Raw genomic sequence first — 14962 nt, 5'->3', positions numbered from 1 at the left:
TTGATAAGATATATGAAGTAAATACAAGTAAAATGGTCAACATTAAAAGGGGGAAGAATTATGAAGCTTTCTACTAAAGGTAGATACGGGGTGAAGGCTATGGTAGATTTAGCCATGCACTATGGAGATGCCCCCGTCTCAATAAAAACAATCTCTCAAAGGCAAAATATATCTGAATATTATTTAGAACAATTATTTTCGCCCCTTAGAAAAGCAAAACTTATTAAAAGTATAAGAGGAGCTCAAGGTGGTTATGTTTTAAATAGTGCTCCAAAGGATATAACAGTAGCAGATGTTATGTATGTTTTAGAAGGGCCTGTAGAAATAGCAGAATGTATTGAGGGATCTGAATGTGACAACATAGATTTTTGTGCTACTAGATTGTTATGGGAAAAAATAAAAAACAGCATTGATGAAGTAATGGAGAGTATAACACTTCAAGATATTGTAGATGACTATAATAGATTAAAACACGAAAGTGAATCCATTAAGTTTGTAAAGAGGAGCGAGTAAATATGAAAAACGTATATATGGACTATGCAGCAACTACTTATGTTAAGCCAGAAGTTTTAGAAGAAATGATGCCATTTTTTACTGAAAAGTATGGAAATCCATCATCTTTTTATGGGATTTCAAGAGAAACTAAAATGGCTATAGATAAGGCTAGAGCTAGAGTAGCCAAAGCACTTAACTGTGATCTAAATGAGGTTTATTTCACGGGTGGTGGTTCAGAAGCTGATAACTGGGCAATAAAGGGAATTGCATCAGCACATAGAAAAAAAGGAAATCACATAATAACAACTAAAATTGAACATCACGCAGTTCTTCATACTTGTGAGTATTTAGAAAAACAAGGATTTGAAGTAACTTATTTAAATGTAGATAAAGAAGGATTTATAGATTTAGAAGAACTAAAAAATGCAATTACAGATAAGACAATATTAGTTTCAATAATGTTTGCTAATAATGAAATTGGAACTATTCAACCTATAAAAGAAATAGGAGAAATATGTAGGGAAAGAAAAGTGTTTTTCCATACAGACGCAGTTCAAGCTGTAGGAAATATTCCTGTTGATGTTAAAGAAATGAATATAGATTTGTTATCTTTAGCAGGGCATAAAATTTATGGACCTAAAGGAATAGGAGCTCTTTATATAAGAAAGGGAGTAAGAATAGATAATTTAGTTCATGGTGGAGGTCAAGAAAGAGCTAGAAGGGCTGGAACAGAAAATACAGCTTCAATAGTGGGACTTGGAAAAGCTATAGAACTAGCTACAGAGAACTTAGAAGAGCATAATAAAAAATTAACTATTCTTAGAGATAAATTAATAGATGGACTATTAAAGGTTCCTCACACTAGATTAAATGGACCTAGAGGTGATAAAAGATTACCTGGAAATGCTAATATAACTTTCGAGTTTATAGAAGGTGAATCAATTCTTTTATCATTAGATTTTGAAGGGGTATGTGCTTCAAGTGGAAGTGCTTGTACTTCAGGATCATTAGATCCATCTCATGTATTATTAGCTATAGGATTACCTCATGAATTAGCTCATGGATCATTAAGATTAACTTTAGGTGATGGATCAACTGAGGAAGATGTAGATTATGTTTTAGAAGTTGTACCACCTATTATTGAAAGATTAAGAAACATGTCTCCTTTATGGGAAGACTTTATTAAGAAGGGAGAAAAATACTATGATGTACAGCGATAAGGTAATGGACCATTTTAGAAATCCAAGAAATGTAGGAGAAATTGAAGATGCAAATGGCGTTGGAGAAGTTGGTAACGCTAAATGCGGAGATATAATGAAGGTTTATTTAAAAATTGAAGATAATATAGTTAAGGATGTTAAATTTAAAACCTTTGGATGTGGATCTGCTATTGCTTCATCATCAATGGCAACTGAATTAATCAAAGGAAAAACAGTAGAAGAAGCTTGGGAATTATCAAATAAAGCTGTTGCTGAAGCTTTAGATGGACTTCCACCTGTAAAAATGCATTGTTCTGTATTAGCAGAAGAGGCGATACATAAGGCTATTAATGATTATAGAAAAAATTCAGGGTTAGAGCTTTGGGATTTTGAAGAGCATGATGATATTCATGATCATGTTCATGGCGAAGAGTAGGAATTAAAATGAAGAAGAAAGTTGTAGTAGGTATGAGTGGTGGAGTTGATAGCTCTGTTGCTGCCTACCTTTTAAAAGAACAAGGTTACGATGTAATAGGCGTAACTATGAAACATTTTGATGATGAAGATGAGGATTATGTTGAAAGAGAAGGCGGTTGTTGTTCTCTTTCATCAGTTGAGGATGCAAGAAGGGTTGCTGATAGAATAGGAATCCCTTTTTATGTACTTAACTTTAAAGAGTCTTTCAAGGAAAAAGTAATAGATTACTTTGTGCAAGAATATATTGAAGGAAAAACTCCTAATCCATGTATAGCATGTAATAAGCATATAAAGTTTGATGAATTTTTAAGAAGAGTTAAAGGCATTGGAGCTGATTATGTAGCCACAGGTCATTATGCAAAAATTGAAAAGGGGGAAGATGGAAGATACCTTTTAATAAAAGCAGATGATGATAGAAAAGATCAAACTTATGCTTTATATAATTTTACTCAAGAACAATTAAGTCAAACTTTAATGCCTTGTGGAGACTATACAAAGGACAAAATTAGAGAAATTGCAAAGGAAATTGGTTTAGCTGTTCATAATAAAAAGGATAGCGAAGAGATTTGTTTTATACCAGATAATAATCATGGAAAATATATTTCTTTAGTTAAACCAAATGAAGTTAAGCAAGGTAACTTTGTTGATAAAAATGGTAATGTTTTAGGTAAACATAAAGGAATAGTATATTATACTATAGGACAAAGAAAAGGATTAGGATTAGCTTTAGGAAGACCAGTTTTTGTTACTGATATAAATCCTAATACTAATGAAGTTGTTATTGGACCTGAAGAAGATATATTTAAAACTGATTTAATTGCAAAGGATATTAATTTTATACCTTTTGAAAATTTAGAAAAAGAAATGCATATTCAAGCAAAGGTAAGGTACTCGGCAAAACCTTCAGAAGCTACAATATATCCATTAGAGAATGGAAAAGTAAAAGTTTCATTTAAGGAAAAGCAAAGAGCCATTACTAAAGGTCAATCAGTAGTGTTTTATGATGGAAATATTGTAGTTGGCGGCGGAATAATAGAAAGCATTTTATAAAATAAAAATTCCTATATTTTAATATATAGGAATTTTTTTTATTCTTTAGGAAATAATAATTCTATGGTTTATAGAAGGGAGAAATAGCATGTTAAAAACTAAGGATTTTTATTTGCTAAAGGTTTATGATATAAGGGGGAAGTACTTAGGGGTAATTGAGGATATTTACATAGATTTCAATAAGGGAAGAATTCAAGGTTTTTTAATTTCAAACTATTTACTTTTTAACAAAAGAAATTTTATAAAAATAAATGATATTATTTCAATAGAAGATGTAATTATAATTAAAGAATTAAATAAAAAAGAAGGAATATCCTTTAAAACAATAAAGGATATGGATGTTAAAGATAGGAATAATATAATTAAAGGAGTACTAGAAGATATAATTATAGAAGAAAAAGATTTTTCTATTAAGGGATTAATTATAAGTTCAGGTATATTTGATCGAATAATAAGAGGGAAAGAAATATTATTACCAAAGGATTGCATACTAGGAGAAGATTTTATTTTGTATTTTGGTAGTAATGAAGTTAAATTTCAAAGTATGCCAAGAAAGAAAAAAACATGCTAGTAAGTAATAAGTATAGAAATATAATTAAATATATAATATTATTATTGTTAATATTTTTAATAATAATACTTTACTTAAAAGTAAAGACATTAAATAGTATAGTTAATATTATATTTTTAAGCTTTATATTTGCTTATACATTAAAACCCTTAAGAGATAATATTAGTGAAAAAATTAAAATTACAAAAAGAACATCTTCTATAATTATAATTTTTACTATTTTAATTGGTGTCTCACTATTTATATATATACTTATTCCTTCTATATTAAGAGAAAGTTATAATTTGGGAAACATATTAGATAATATAGATTCATATGTGGAGTCTTTAGCCCAAAAGATGAACTTAAATAATATTTCACTATTTGAAGATATATATATGAGGATCAGAGATGAAATGAATATTTTCTTAAGGACATTTTCTAATAATTTATTTGATAATATTTTATCTTGTTTAGAAAGCTTAATTTCATTGGCAATAATTCCAATAGTAACATATTACTTTTTAGTAGATGGTGAATTGATTTTTAATAAGCTATTATTAATTTTACCAACAGAAAAAAGAATAATTGCTAAGAATGTAATAACTCATATAGATAAGGTATTATCAAGATATATAATAAGTCAGTTGCTTTTATCTGTAATTATTGGTGTATTAACTACTGTGGCTTTGCTTATTTTAAATGTTAAATTTGCAATTGTTCTTGGAATATTTAATGGAATTTTTAATATTGTACCTTATTTTGGTCCAATAATAGGGGGAATACCTGCTGTTTTTGTAGCTCTTATGGAATCTCCCAATAAGGCTTTATGGACGGCATTTGTTGTATTTATAATACAACAAATAGAAGGAAATATTTTATCACCTAAAATAACTGGTGATAGTACTAATATGCATCCAATAATTATTATAATACTGCTTTTAATCGGTGAAAAGGTTGGTGGCTTTATTGGAATGATTATAATTGTTCCTATTGCTGTAATAATTAAAGTTATCTATGAGGACATCAATGATTATTTATTCTAAAATAAATAATTGACATATTTTAATAAATAAACTATAATTTCATTGAAATATAAGAAAATTTAATATTTAGCGTTGAAGAGAATGAGTAAATATACCCTATGTATTCAGAGAGGAAGTGGATGCTGAAAACTTCTTACATAATATATTGAAGCTATCTTGGAGCTATATTAAACTAAGTGATGCATTTTTTGCATAATTAGGGTGGTACCGCGGAATTTATGTTTTCGTCCCTTTTTTCAGGGATGGAAACTTTTTTTATTTTATAAATTGACTAAATGGAGGTAAGATTATGAAATTCATGGGAACTAATGAGCTTAGAGAAGCTTATTTAAGATTTTTTGAATCAAAAGATCACTTAAGACTAGAGAGTTTTCCTCTAGTGCCTAAAAATGATAAATCATTATTATTAATAAATGCAGGTATGGCACCACTTAAGCCTTACTTCACAGGACTACAAGAACCACCAAGAAAGAGAATTACTACTTGTCAAAAGTGCATAAGAACTGGTGATATTGAGAATGTAGGAAAAACATCAAGACATGGTACTTTCTTTGAAATGCTTGGTAATTTTTCTTTTGGAGATTACTTTAAAGAAGAAATAATTCCTTGGGCTTGGGAGTTTATTACTGAAACTTTACAAATTCCAAAGGATAAATTATATGTTACTATTTATTTAGAAGATGATGAAGCTTTTGATATTTGGTGTAAGAAGACAGATGTAGATCCAAAAAGAATTTTCAGATTAGGAAAAGATGATAACTTCTGGGAAATTGGAGTTGGGCCTTGTGGACCTTGCACTGAAATCCATTATGATAGAGGCGAAGGTGTTATTACAAATGTTGATGATTTCCTAAAAGCTAGCGATGAAGATAGGGTAGTAGAATTTTGGAACTTAGTATTTACACAATTTGATAAGGATGAAGATGGTAATTATAATAAATTAGCTAATCCTAATATAGATACAGGAATGGGACTTGAAAGAATTGCAACAATAATGCAAGGTGTAGATAATATATTTGAAATCGATACTGTTAAAAATATATTAAATAAGGTATCAGAACTTTCAGGAGTTAAATATGGAGTTGATTCTCAAAAGGATATTTCATTAAGGATAATTACAGATCATGTTAAATCTGTAACTATGTTAATTTCAGATGGAGTTCAACCAAGTAATGAAGGTAGAGGATATGTATTAAGAAGACTTTTAAGAAGGGCAGCTAGACATGGAAGGTTATTAGGAATTAAGGGATTATTCTTAACTGATATAGTGGAATCAGTAGTTAATAACTATGGAGGAGCTTATCCAAATCTTAAAGAAAGTAAAGAATACATTGAAAAGATAGTTTCTTTAGAAGAAGAAAGATTTAATGAAACTATAGATTCAGGAATGGGTATATTAAATGATTATATTGAAGAAATGAAAATCTCAAATGAAAAAATATTAAAGGGAGAAAAAGCATTTAAGCTATATGATACTTATGGTTTCCCTATTGAGTTGACTGAGGAAATACTAGAAGAAAAAGGGATGAGTGTTGACCATGAATCCTTTAAAAAAGAAATGGAAGAACAGAGACAAAGAGCTAGAAGTGCTAGAGGAGAATCATCTTACATGGGTAGTGATGAAAGTCCAATAAATAAAATTGAAGCTTCAATAAATACTGAATTTGTTGGCTATGGTAATTTAGAGATTTCTTCTAAGGTTGTTGTTTTAGCTAATGATGTTGAGTTTGTAGATGCGTTATCAAAAGGAGAAAAAGGATATATAGTAACTGAGAAAACTCCATTTTATGCTGAAATGGGTGGTCAAGTAGGTGATAAGGGTACTATAAAAACTGCTTCTGGAGAAGCTTATGTTTATGATACTAAGAAAAATATAGGTGGAAAGACTATTCATTACGTTAAGGTAAATGAAGGAACTATTAAAGCAAATGAAGAAGCAAACTTAACAATTGATCTTATAAGAAGAAGCAATATTGAAAAGAATCATACTGCAACTCATATGTTACATGAAGCTTTAAAGCAAGTGATTGGAAAGCATGTTAATCAAGCGGGTTCATATGTAGATGATGAAAGACTAAGATTTGACTTTACTCATTTTACATCATTAACTGAAGATGAAATAAATACTTTAGAAGATTTAGTTAATAGAAAAATAATGGAAGTATTTACTGTAGATACTGATCTTATGACTTTAGATGAAGCCAAAGAGTCTGGAGCGATGGCTTTATTTGATGATAAATATGGAGATAAGGTAAGAGTAGTAAGTGTAGGAGAATTTTCAAAGGAACTTTGTGGTGGTACGCATGTTCATAACTCTGGAGAAATTGGTTTGTTTAAAATAGTTTCAGAGGTTGGAGTTGCTGCTGGTATTAGAAGAATCGAAGCTATTACTGGAATAAATGCAATTAAGTATATGGAAGAAAAACAAAGGTTGTTAAAAGAAGCATGTAGTGCATTAAAGTGTAGTGAAAAAGATGTTCTTAAGAAGATATCTTCTCAAAATGCTGAAATAAAAGAAAAAGAAAAAGAAATAGTAGAGCTAAAGAGTAAATTAGCTTCAGGAGTAGAAGATGAAATATTAAATTCAGCTAAAGAAGTTAAGGGTGTAAAAGTAGCAGCTTATGCTGTAGAAGGAATTGACGGAAATTCTTTAAGAGATCTTGGAGATAAGGTTAGAAATAAACTTTCTAGCGGAGTAGTTGTATTATTTAGCAATGTAGGTGGTAAGGTGAATCTTATTGCAATGTCTACTAAGGATGTTTTAGATAAGGGAGTTCATTGCGGTAAGATAATTAAAGAAGTTGCTTCTATTGTTGGAGGCGGCGGAGGAGGAAGACCAGATATGGCTCAGGCTGGTGGTAAGAATCCTGAAAATATCAAAGATGCATTAGAAAAAACTTATTCAGTAATAGAATCTTTAGTAAAGTAGTGTACTTTTAAGCCTTTATAGGTTATAATATAAATAAGAAAAGTGAAGTATGTATAGAATTTTAAAATAATGATATACTATTACTAGGATACTATTAATTAAATATAAGTAAGGGGGTGAGCTGCAATTAGCAGCAGTTGTATGAATAATAACTTAGATGCGACAATGCAATTTAATTTGAACATCAACAAAGGAGATTTGACTAAATCTATTTTAACAGATGTTTATAATGCGTTACAGGAGAAAGGTTATAATCCAGTTAACCAGTTAGTTGGATATCTTATTTCAGGGGACCCTTCTTACATTACAAGCTACAACGGAGCAAGAGCTTTACTAAGAAAACTTGAAAGAGATGAAATTCTTGAGGAAGTTATAAAATCTTATTTAGAAATAAAATAAAGAGTGCCCGTTAATCGGGCACTCTTTAATATTTAAGGAGACATATATGAGGATATTAGGCTTAGATATAGGTTCAAAAACTATTGGAGTTGCAATTAGTGATCCTTTAGGTTGGACTGCTCAAGGCATAACTACTATAAAAAGAACTAAGAAAGAACATGATCTTGAAGAAGTAAAAAAGCTATGTAAGGAATATTATGTAGAGACCATAGTAATTGGTTTACCTAAAAACATGAATGGAACTATAGGAGAGTCTGGAGAAAAAGTTTTAGAATTTTCGGAACGTATTAAGGAATTTACAGGTGTAAATGTACAAATGTGGGATGAAAGATTAACTACAGTTGCAGCTCATAAGGCTATGTTAGAGGCAGACTTATCAAGGGGAAAAAGAAAGAAAATAGTTGATAAGATAGCGGCTACTTACATACTTCAAGGTTATTTAGATAGATTGAGTATGAAGTAATAATTAAATTTCAATTGAAAATTATTATTGACAACTCTAAAGGTAAAAATTACAATTATAAAAAAGGAGAATTTTTATGGATAAAGATTTAAAAACATTAGAACTATATGATGAGGATGGAAATTTAGTTAAATTAAATGTTGTTGCATTTTTTGATATGGTAAATCCAGACACAGAAGAAAAAAGTGAGTATGTTATAGTATATGACGATAATTATACTGAAGATGATATATTTGCTTTAAAGGTAGGAGTAGATGAAGATGGAGATGATTTATTAATACCTATAGATGATGAAGTAGAACTTGCAGCAGTTCAAGAAGCTTATGATACTATTTTTTCAGAAGAAGAATAGTTTTTTAAAATAAATTATAAAGAAAGGGGTGTGTTGTCTGTGGAACAATCAAATAGCGTAGACTTTAATGCTTTAAAAGAGGATTTAAAACAAAAAGGTTATAAATTGACTCCTCAAAGAAGGGCTATAGTGGATACTATAATAGAAAAAGAGGGCGAACATTTAACAGCAGAAGAAATATATGATGAAGTGAAAAAAAATTGTCCGGAAATAGGTTTAGCAACTGTATATAGAACAATAATTTTACTAGAAGAGTTAGGTGTAATTTGCAAGTTAGATTTAAATGATGGATGTAGTAGATATGAGCTAGTTCGTAAGGATGAGGGGCATAGGCACCATCACTTAGTATGCAATGAGTGTAAAAGTGTTATTGAAGTTCAAGATGATCTTTTAGATGAACTTGAAGAAGAGGTTGAAAGATCTTATGGATTTAAGATTATAGACCATAGTGTTAAATTTTTTGGGGTTTGTAGAAAATGCCAAAGTAAAATGAAAGAAATTAAATAGGGATAAGAAGGGGTCTTTGATTAGGGAACCCTTTGAATTACATATTTTAAGAAGAAGGAGGGGACATATTGAAAAACGAAAAGGCAAAGGTTAAGATTATTCCTTTGGGAGGAATTAATGAAATAGGTAAAAATATAACTGCAATAGAATATAAAAATGACATAGTAGTTATAGATTGTGGCCTGAAATTCCCAGATGAAGATATGTTCGGTATTGATTTAGTAATACCAGATATAAGTTATTTATTAAAAAATAAGGATAAGATTAGAGGAATATTCTTAACACACGGACATGAGGATCATATAGGTGCATTACCATATGTATTAAGGCAATTAAATGTACCTGTATATGGAACTAAGTTAACTCTTGGAATTGTTGAAACAAAGCTTAAAGAACACGGATTATTAAGCTCAACAGAATTAATTAGAGTAAAACCAAGAGATGTTATTAAATTAAATTCAGTATCTGTAGAGTTTATTAAGACAAATCACTCTATAGCAGATTCAGTTGCAATAGCGATTCACACACCACTAGGAGTGGTACTACACACAGGAGACTTTAAGATAGATTATACTCCAATTGATGGAGAACCAATGGATTTTGCAAGGTTCGCAGAAATAGGTAAAAAAGGAGTATTAGCTATGATGGCTGACTCAACAAATGTTGAAAAGCCAGGATATACTATGTCTGAAAAAGTAGTAGGGGAAAGTTTTGCAAGATTATTTTCTAAAGCAAAAGGTAGAATAATAGTAGCAACCTTTGCTTCAAATGTTCATAGAATACAACAAATTATAGATGCAGCTCGTATGCATGATAGAAAAGTAGCTGTATCAGGAAGAAGTATGGAAAATATAGTTGCTGTAGCAGCGGAGCTTGGGTATTTAGAGTTTGAAAAAGATATACTAGTAAGTATAGATCAAATTAACAAATATCCAAACGAAAGAGTAGTTATTATAACAACAGGTAGCCAAGGAGAGCCAATGTCAGCTCTTGCTAGAATGGCAAGTTCTGAGCATAGGAAGGTTAATATAGTTGAAGGAGATACTGTTATTATTTCAGCAACTCCAATACCAGGAAATGAAAAGTTAGTTTCAAAGGTAATAAATCAGCTATTCCAAAAGGGGGCTGAGGTTATATATAAATCTTTAGCAGAAATACATGTTTCAGGTCATGCTTGTCAAGAAGAGTTGAAGCTTATGCAATGTCTAGTAAAACCTAAGTTCTTTATTCCTGTTCACGGAGAATATAGGCATTTAAAGCAACATGGAGAACTTGCAATTTCTTTAGGAATGCCTGAAGGAAATGTATTAATACCTGAAAATGGTGGTGTTATAGAAGTAACTAGAAATAACATTAGAAGAAACGGCTTAGTTAATGCTGGTCAAGTCTTTGTAGATGGTTTAGGAGTAGGAGATGTTGGTAATATAGTATTAAGAGATAGAAAACATTTATCTCAAGATGGTATATTAACTGTTGTAGTTACCTTATCTAAGGAAAACAACTCAATTATTGCAGGACCAGATATTATATCTAGAGGATTTGTTTATGTTAGAGAATCAGAAGGATTAATGGACGAGGCTAAAGAAATAGTAAGAAATGTTTTAAGAGAATGTGAAGAAAGCAATATAACAGATTGGGCAAGCTTAAAATCTAAAGTAAGGGATGAACTTAGAACTTACCTTTATGAAAAGACTAAGAGAAAGCCAATGATATTACCAATAATAATGGAAATATAATCTGAGAGGTTGACAATTCTTTATAATAATCTTAGAATAATTATAGCTTAAATGATTTTTGAAAATTGGATACGCATGTATCCAATTTTATTTTGGAAAAAATGATTTATAGGTTTACATTATATAAATTAAATTGTATAAAAAACGTACTGGAGGAAATTAAATGAATTTAATTAGTAGAGATGATATCAGAAATATTGCAATAATAGCCCACGTTGACCACGGAAAAACTACTTTAGTTGATGCTTTATTAAAAGAAAGCCATGTTTTTAGATCAAATGAAAAAGTTGAAGAAAGAGTTATGGATTCTAATGACTTAGAAAAGGAAAGAGGAATTACAATTCTTTCAAAAAATACTGCAATTATGTATAATGGAGTAAAAATAAATGTTGTTGATACTCCTGGACATGCTGATTTTGGTGGAGAAGTTGAACGTGTACTTAAAATGGTAGATTCGGTTTTATTAGTTGTAGACTCTTATGAAGGACCAATGCCTCAAACAAAATTTGTTTTAAAGAAGGCTTTAGAACTTGGTTTACAACCAATAGTAGTTATAAATAAAATAGACAAACCAAATGCAAGACCAGAAGAAGTTATAGATGAAGTGTTTGAATTATTTATAGAGCTTGGTGCTGATGATGAGCAACTAGACTTCCCAATAATATATGCTTCTGCAAGAGAAGGATTTGCAAGATATAATGTTGAAGATACAAATAATGATATGGCTCCATTATTTGAAACTATATTAGAAAATGTTGAAGCTCCAAAGGGAGAAATAGATGGACCATTCCAAATGCTTGTAACTACATTAGACACTAATGAATATGTGGGAAGAATAGCAATAGGAAAAATTCATAGAGGTGTAGTTAAAAAGAATCAACAAGTTGCTTTAGTAAGAAGAGATGGAAGTACATCAAATTACAGAGTTTCAAGTATATTTACTTATAATGGACTTAATAGAGAAGATGTACAAGAAGCATCACTAGGAGATATTATTGCTTTAAGTGGTATTCCAGATTGTAATATTGGGGAAACTATAGCAGATTCACTAAATCCTGAAGCATTACCATTTGTAGAAATAGATGAACCAACATTAAGTATGAACTTTATGGTAAATGATTCTCCTTTTGCAGGAAGAGAAGGGGACTTTGTTACATCAAGACATTTAAGAGACAGATTATTAAAAGAACTAGAAACAAACGTAAGTTTAAGAGTGAATGAAATTTCATCTGATTGTTTTGAAGTTTCAGGTAGAGGAGAACTTCACTTATCTATATTAATTGAAACTATGAGAAGAGAAGGATATGAATTCCAAGTTTCAAAAGCTAATGTTATTTTTAAAGAAGAAAATGGTAAGAAATTAGAACCTATGGAATATTTAACAATAGATGTTCCAGAAGAATTTATGGGACCTGTAATGGAAAAACTTGGACCAAGAAAAGCTGAAATGGTTAATATGACTTCCGCTGTTAATGGATATACAAGACTTGAATTTATAGTTCCTGCTAGGGGATTAATAGGATTTAGAAATGAATTTATGACAGATACTAAAGGAAATGGAATAATGAACCATGTATTCCATGGATATGATAAGTTTAAAGGAGAAATTCCAGGAAGAAGTAGAGGATCTTTATGCTCATTTGAAGATGGAGATGCTATAACTTATGGTTTATTTAATGCTCAAGAAAGAGGAACTTTATTTATAGGAGCTGGTGTTCCAGTATATCAAGGAATGATAGTCGGTGAATGCTCAAGAGCAGAAGATATTGATATCAACGTATGTAAAGGTAAGAAACTTACTAATACAAGAGCTTCAGGTTCTGATGATGCATTAAAATTAACACCACCAAGACCAATGTCTTTAGAGCAATGTCTTGAATTTATAAATGCAGATGAATTAGTAGAAGTTACTCCTGAAAATATAAGAATGAGAAAGAGAATACTAGACGCTGCAGAAAGAAGAAGAGTAATAAGCAGAAGTAAAAAATAGAGAAATATCTTTATAAGTAAAAAGAAAAGTATTATAATAAGGTAAATAGCCTATAATGGCTATTTACTTTGTATGTAGGGGGTTTTTATGAGAAGACTAAATTTGAAAGCGATTCCCATAATAATCATTGTAATATTATTTCTAAGCATTTTAGTAGCTTTTACAAAAACAATAAATAAACCATTAAGAACTGATTCAGATGTAGTTATAAAAGTTAATGAAGGCGATAGTTTTTATAGTATAATTAATAGATTGTCAGAGGATGGTAAGATAAAGGGTGTTCCCTTTATAAAATTATATGTTAAGGTTTTAGGTAAAAATATTGAAGTTAAGCAGGGAGAATATCTTCTAAAAAAAGATATATCTGTAGATAAGTTAATTGAAACTTTAACAACAGAGTCTTCTTTAAATATAGTAAACTTTACTGTGCCAGAAGGATATACCATAGACGATATTGCTGAAAAGCTTGAAAGTGAAGGGGTATGTAGTAAGGAAGATTTTATATTAGCTATTAATGAATATGAGTTGCCTAAATATGTAAAGGTAGATAGTGAAAAAAGATATAATTTAGAAGGATATTTATTCCCAGATACATATTTAATAAAAGTTGGAGAAACGCCAAAAGAAATAATAGAAAAAATGGTTTTAAGGTTTGAAGAAGTTTTAAAAACAGCTATGGATGAAACCAATACTTCTGTAAAGGAAAAAGATGTAGAAACTGTTATAACTATAGCTTCTATGATAGAAAAAGAAGCGAGAATTAATGATGAAAGGCCTTTAATTTCATCTGTTATAGTTAATAGATTAAATGATGGAATGATGCTTCAAATAGATGCCACAGTTATTTATGCTTTAGGGGAACATGTAACTACTGTTTTAGATAGACACTTAGAAATTGATTCTCCATACAATACATATAAAAACTATGGTTTACCTATAGGACCTATATCTAATCCTGGATTAGAATCTATTAAAGCTGCATTAAAACCAGAAAAAACAGATTATTTATTTTATGTACTTCAAGATGATAAAACTCATTATTTTACAAATAATGATGTTGACTTTATGAATAAATTAAAGGAACTTGGATATTAATAACAAACCTAATAATTGGAGGATTTACATGAGTGAAATTACTTATGATTATATGGAAGAATATATAAGAAGCTTAATACCAGAGGCTTCTGAAAAGTTCAAGGAGTTAGAAGAATTTGCAAGAGAAAATAAAGTTCCTATAGCACAAAAAGAAACAGCTAAATTTTTAGAGTTTATAGTTAGTATGAAAAAACCATTGAGAGTACTAGAACTTGGTACTGCTATTGGATACTCTGCAATTTTAATGTATGAGGCTTCAGGATGTAAGGCAAGTATTACTACTATAGAACGTGATGAAAATATGATAAAATATGCTGAGGAAAATTTAAAAAAATACAATTTACAAGATAAAATAGAAATAAAAAAAGGGGAGTGCCTTGAAGTTCTAGAAAAATTAGAGCAACCTTATGACTTAATTTTTATGGATGCAGGCAAGGGACACTATAATCATTTTTTACCTCATTGTTTAAGACTATTAAATGAAGATGGAATTATAGTAGCAGATAATGTATTATTTAGAGGGATGGTTGCATCCGATGATTTAGTAAAGAGGAGAAAAATAACTATAGTAAAAAGAATGAGAAAATATTTAGATTTAGTATCTAAGGATGAAAATTTAATTACTTCTGTAATACCAATGGGGGATGGAATTGCAGTGACTAAAAGGAGGTAAG

15 protein-coding genes and 1 other annotated feature are annotated in these 14962 nt (G+C 29.9%); all 15 genes read left to right on the top strand.

The annotated features are described in order from the left end of the window. The first annotated feature begins 60 nt into the window (after window positions 1–60). The 15 genes from BN6774_RS12035 (at window position 61) to BN6774_RS11965 (ending at window position 14961) form a co-directional block, all read left to right on the top strand. Window positions 61–513 carry an RrF2 family transcriptional regulator gene (locus tag BN6774_RS12035; protein ID WP_066894016.1) on the top strand — a complete coding sequence of 151 codons (453 nt, stop codon included), beginning with the start codon at window positions 61–63 and terminating at the stop codon, window positions 511–513. A gap of 2 nt (window positions 514–515) precedes the next feature. After that, window positions 516–1715, top strand: coding sequence for a cysteine desulfurase NifS (gene nifS, locus BN6774_RS12030; protein WP_066894013.1), 1200 nt, complete (start codon window positions 516–518; stop codon window positions 1713–1715). Further along, a complete protein-coding gene (gene nifU, locus BN6774_RS12025; RefSeq protein WP_066894010.1) occupies window positions 1699–2130 on the top strand; it encodes a Fe-S cluster assembly scaffold protein NifU in 432 nt (143 codons plus the stop codon). The genes nifS and nifU overlap by 17 nt, the downstream gene beginning before the upstream one ends. 8 nt (window positions 2131–2138) lie before the next feature. Next, a complete protein-coding gene (gene mnmA / locus BN6774_RS12020; protein WP_066894007.1) occupies window positions 2139–3221 on the top strand; it encodes a tRNA 2-thiouridine(34) synthase MnmA in 1083 nt (360 codons plus the stop codon). 88 nt (window positions 3222–3309) lie between these two features. Beyond that, window positions 3310–3792, top strand: a complete 483-nt coding sequence (locus tag BN6774_RS12015) for a PRC-barrel domain-containing protein (protein WP_066894004.1) — start codon at window positions 3310–3312, stop codon at window positions 3790–3792. Then, a complete protein-coding gene (locus BN6774_RS12010) occupies window positions 3786–4817 on the top strand; it encodes an AI-2E family transporter (protein ID WP_066894001.1) in 1032 nt (343 codons plus the stop codon). The genes BN6774_RS12015 and BN6774_RS12010 overlap by 7 nt, the downstream gene beginning before the upstream one ends. A gap of 63 nt (window positions 4818–4880) precedes the next feature. Next, window positions 4881–5052 (top strand) — a binding site (T-box leader). Window positions 5053–5106: 54 nt separating this feature from the next. Further along, window positions 5107–7746 (top strand): alanine--tRNA ligase, encoded by a 2640-nt coding sequence (gene alaS, locus BN6774_RS12005; protein ID WP_066893998.1) that lies wholly within the window; start codon window positions 5107–5109, stop codon window positions 7744–7746. Window positions 7747–7887: 141 nt separating this feature from the next. Next, window positions 7888–8145 carry an IreB family regulatory phosphoprotein gene (locus BN6774_RS12000; RefSeq protein WP_066893994.1) on the top strand — a complete coding sequence of 86 codons (258 nt, stop codon included), beginning with the start codon at window positions 7888–7890 and terminating at the stop codon, window positions 8143–8145. A 46-nt stretch (window positions 8146–8191) separates the two neighbouring features. Further along, a complete protein-coding gene (ruvX, locus tag BN6774_RS11995; RefSeq protein WP_066893991.1) occupies window positions 8192–8608 on the top strand; it encodes a Holliday junction resolvase RuvX in 417 nt (138 codons plus the stop codon). A gap of 76 nt (window positions 8609–8684) precedes the next feature. Further along, window positions 8685–8960: a DUF1292 domain-containing protein gene (locus tag BN6774_RS11990; RefSeq protein ID WP_066893988.1), complete on the top strand. Its 276-nt coding sequence runs from the start codon at window positions 8685–8687 to the stop codon at window positions 8958–8960. Between the two features lie 39 nt (window positions 8961–8999). Next, the gene (locus BN6774_RS11985) at window positions 9000–9467 is read left to right on the top strand and encodes a Fur family transcriptional regulator (protein ID WP_066893984.1); all 468 of its coding nucleotides are present in this window, start codon (window positions 9000–9002) and stop codon (window positions 9465–9467) included. A 68-nt stretch (window positions 9468–9535) separates the two neighbouring features. After that, a complete protein-coding gene (locus tag BN6774_RS11980) occupies window positions 9536–11203 on the top strand; it encodes a ribonuclease J (protein ID WP_066893981.1) in 1668 nt (555 codons plus the stop codon). A 163-nt stretch (window positions 11204–11366) separates the two neighbouring features. Then, on the top strand, window positions 11367–13193 hold the full coding sequence (gene typA / locus BN6774_RS11975; protein WP_066893978.1) for a translational GTPase TypA: 1827 nt from the start codon (window positions 11367–11369) through the stop codon (window positions 13191–13193). Between the two features lie 87 nt (window positions 13194–13280). After that, entirely contained in the window at window positions 13281–14288 is a 1008-nt protein-coding gene (gene mltG / locus BN6774_RS11970; protein ID WP_066893976.1) for an endolytic transglycosylase MltG, read from the top strand. Between the two features lie 28 nt (window positions 14289–14316). Next, window positions 14317–14961 (top strand): O-methyltransferase, encoded by a 645-nt coding sequence (locus BN6774_RS11965; protein WP_066893973.1) that lies wholly within the window; start codon window positions 14317–14319, stop codon window positions 14959–14961. The last annotated feature ends 1 nt before the right edge of the window (window position 14962 follow it).

It is taken from the genome of Clostridium nigeriense, from assembly GCF_900086595.1.
GTDB classification, from domain to species: Bacteria; Bacillota; Clostridia; order Clostridiales; family Clostridiaceae; genus Clostridium; species Clostridium nigeriense.
Note: the sequence above shows the minus strand (reverse complement) of the source record. Positions and strands in the feature narration are given on the sequence as shown.

What these genes read in the sequence shown, in the direction of transcription:
- BN6774_RS12035 (WP_066894016.1), top strand. Translation starts at nt 61, where the DNA reads ATGAAGCTTTCTACTAAAGGTAGATACGGGGTGAAGGCTATGGTAGAT.
- mnmA (WP_066894007.1), top strand. Translation starts at nt 2,139, where the DNA reads ATGAAGAAGAAAGTTGTAGTAGGTATGAGTGGTGGAGTTGATAGCTCT.
- BN6774_RS12010 (WP_066894001.1), top strand. Translation starts at nt 3,786, where the DNA reads ATGCTAGTAAGTAATAAGTATAGAAATATAATTAAATATATAATATTA.
- BN6774_RS12015 (WP_066894004.1), top strand. Translation starts at nt 3,310, where the DNA reads ATGTTAAAAACTAAGGATTTTTATTTGCTAAAGGTTTATGATATAAGG.
- nifS (WP_066894013.1), top strand. Translation starts at nt 516, where the DNA reads ATGAAAAACGTATATATGGACTATGCAGCAACTACTTATGTTAAGCCA.
- BN6774_RS11990 (WP_066893988.1), top strand. Translation starts at nt 8,685, where the DNA reads ATGGATAAAGATTTAAAAACATTAGAACTATATGATGAGGATGGAAAT.
- BN6774_RS11965 (WP_066893973.1), top strand. Translation starts at nt 14,317, where the DNA reads ATGAGTGAAATTACTTATGATTATATGGAAGAATATATAAGAAGCTTA.
- mltG (WP_066893976.1), top strand. Translation starts at nt 13,281, where the DNA reads ATGAGAAGACTAAATTTGAAAGCGATTCCCATAATAATCATTGTAATA.
- nifU (WP_066894010.1), top strand. Translation starts at nt 1,699, where the DNA reads ATGATGTACAGCGATAAGGTAATGGACCATTTTAGAAATCCAAGAAAT.
- typA (WP_066893978.1), top strand. Translation starts at nt 11,367, where the DNA reads ATGAATTTAATTAGTAGAGATGATATCAGAAATATTGCAATAATAGCC.
- BN6774_RS12000 (WP_066893994.1), top strand. Translation starts at nt 7,888, where the DNA reads ATGAATAATAACTTAGATGCGACAATGCAATTTAATTTGAACATCAAC.
- ruvX (WP_066893991.1), top strand. Translation starts at nt 8,192, where the DNA reads ATGAGGATATTAGGCTTAGATATAGGTTCAAAAACTATTGGAGTTGCA.
- alaS (WP_066893998.1), top strand. Translation starts at nt 5,107, where the DNA reads ATGAAATTCATGGGAACTAATGAGCTTAGAGAAGCTTATTTAAGATTT.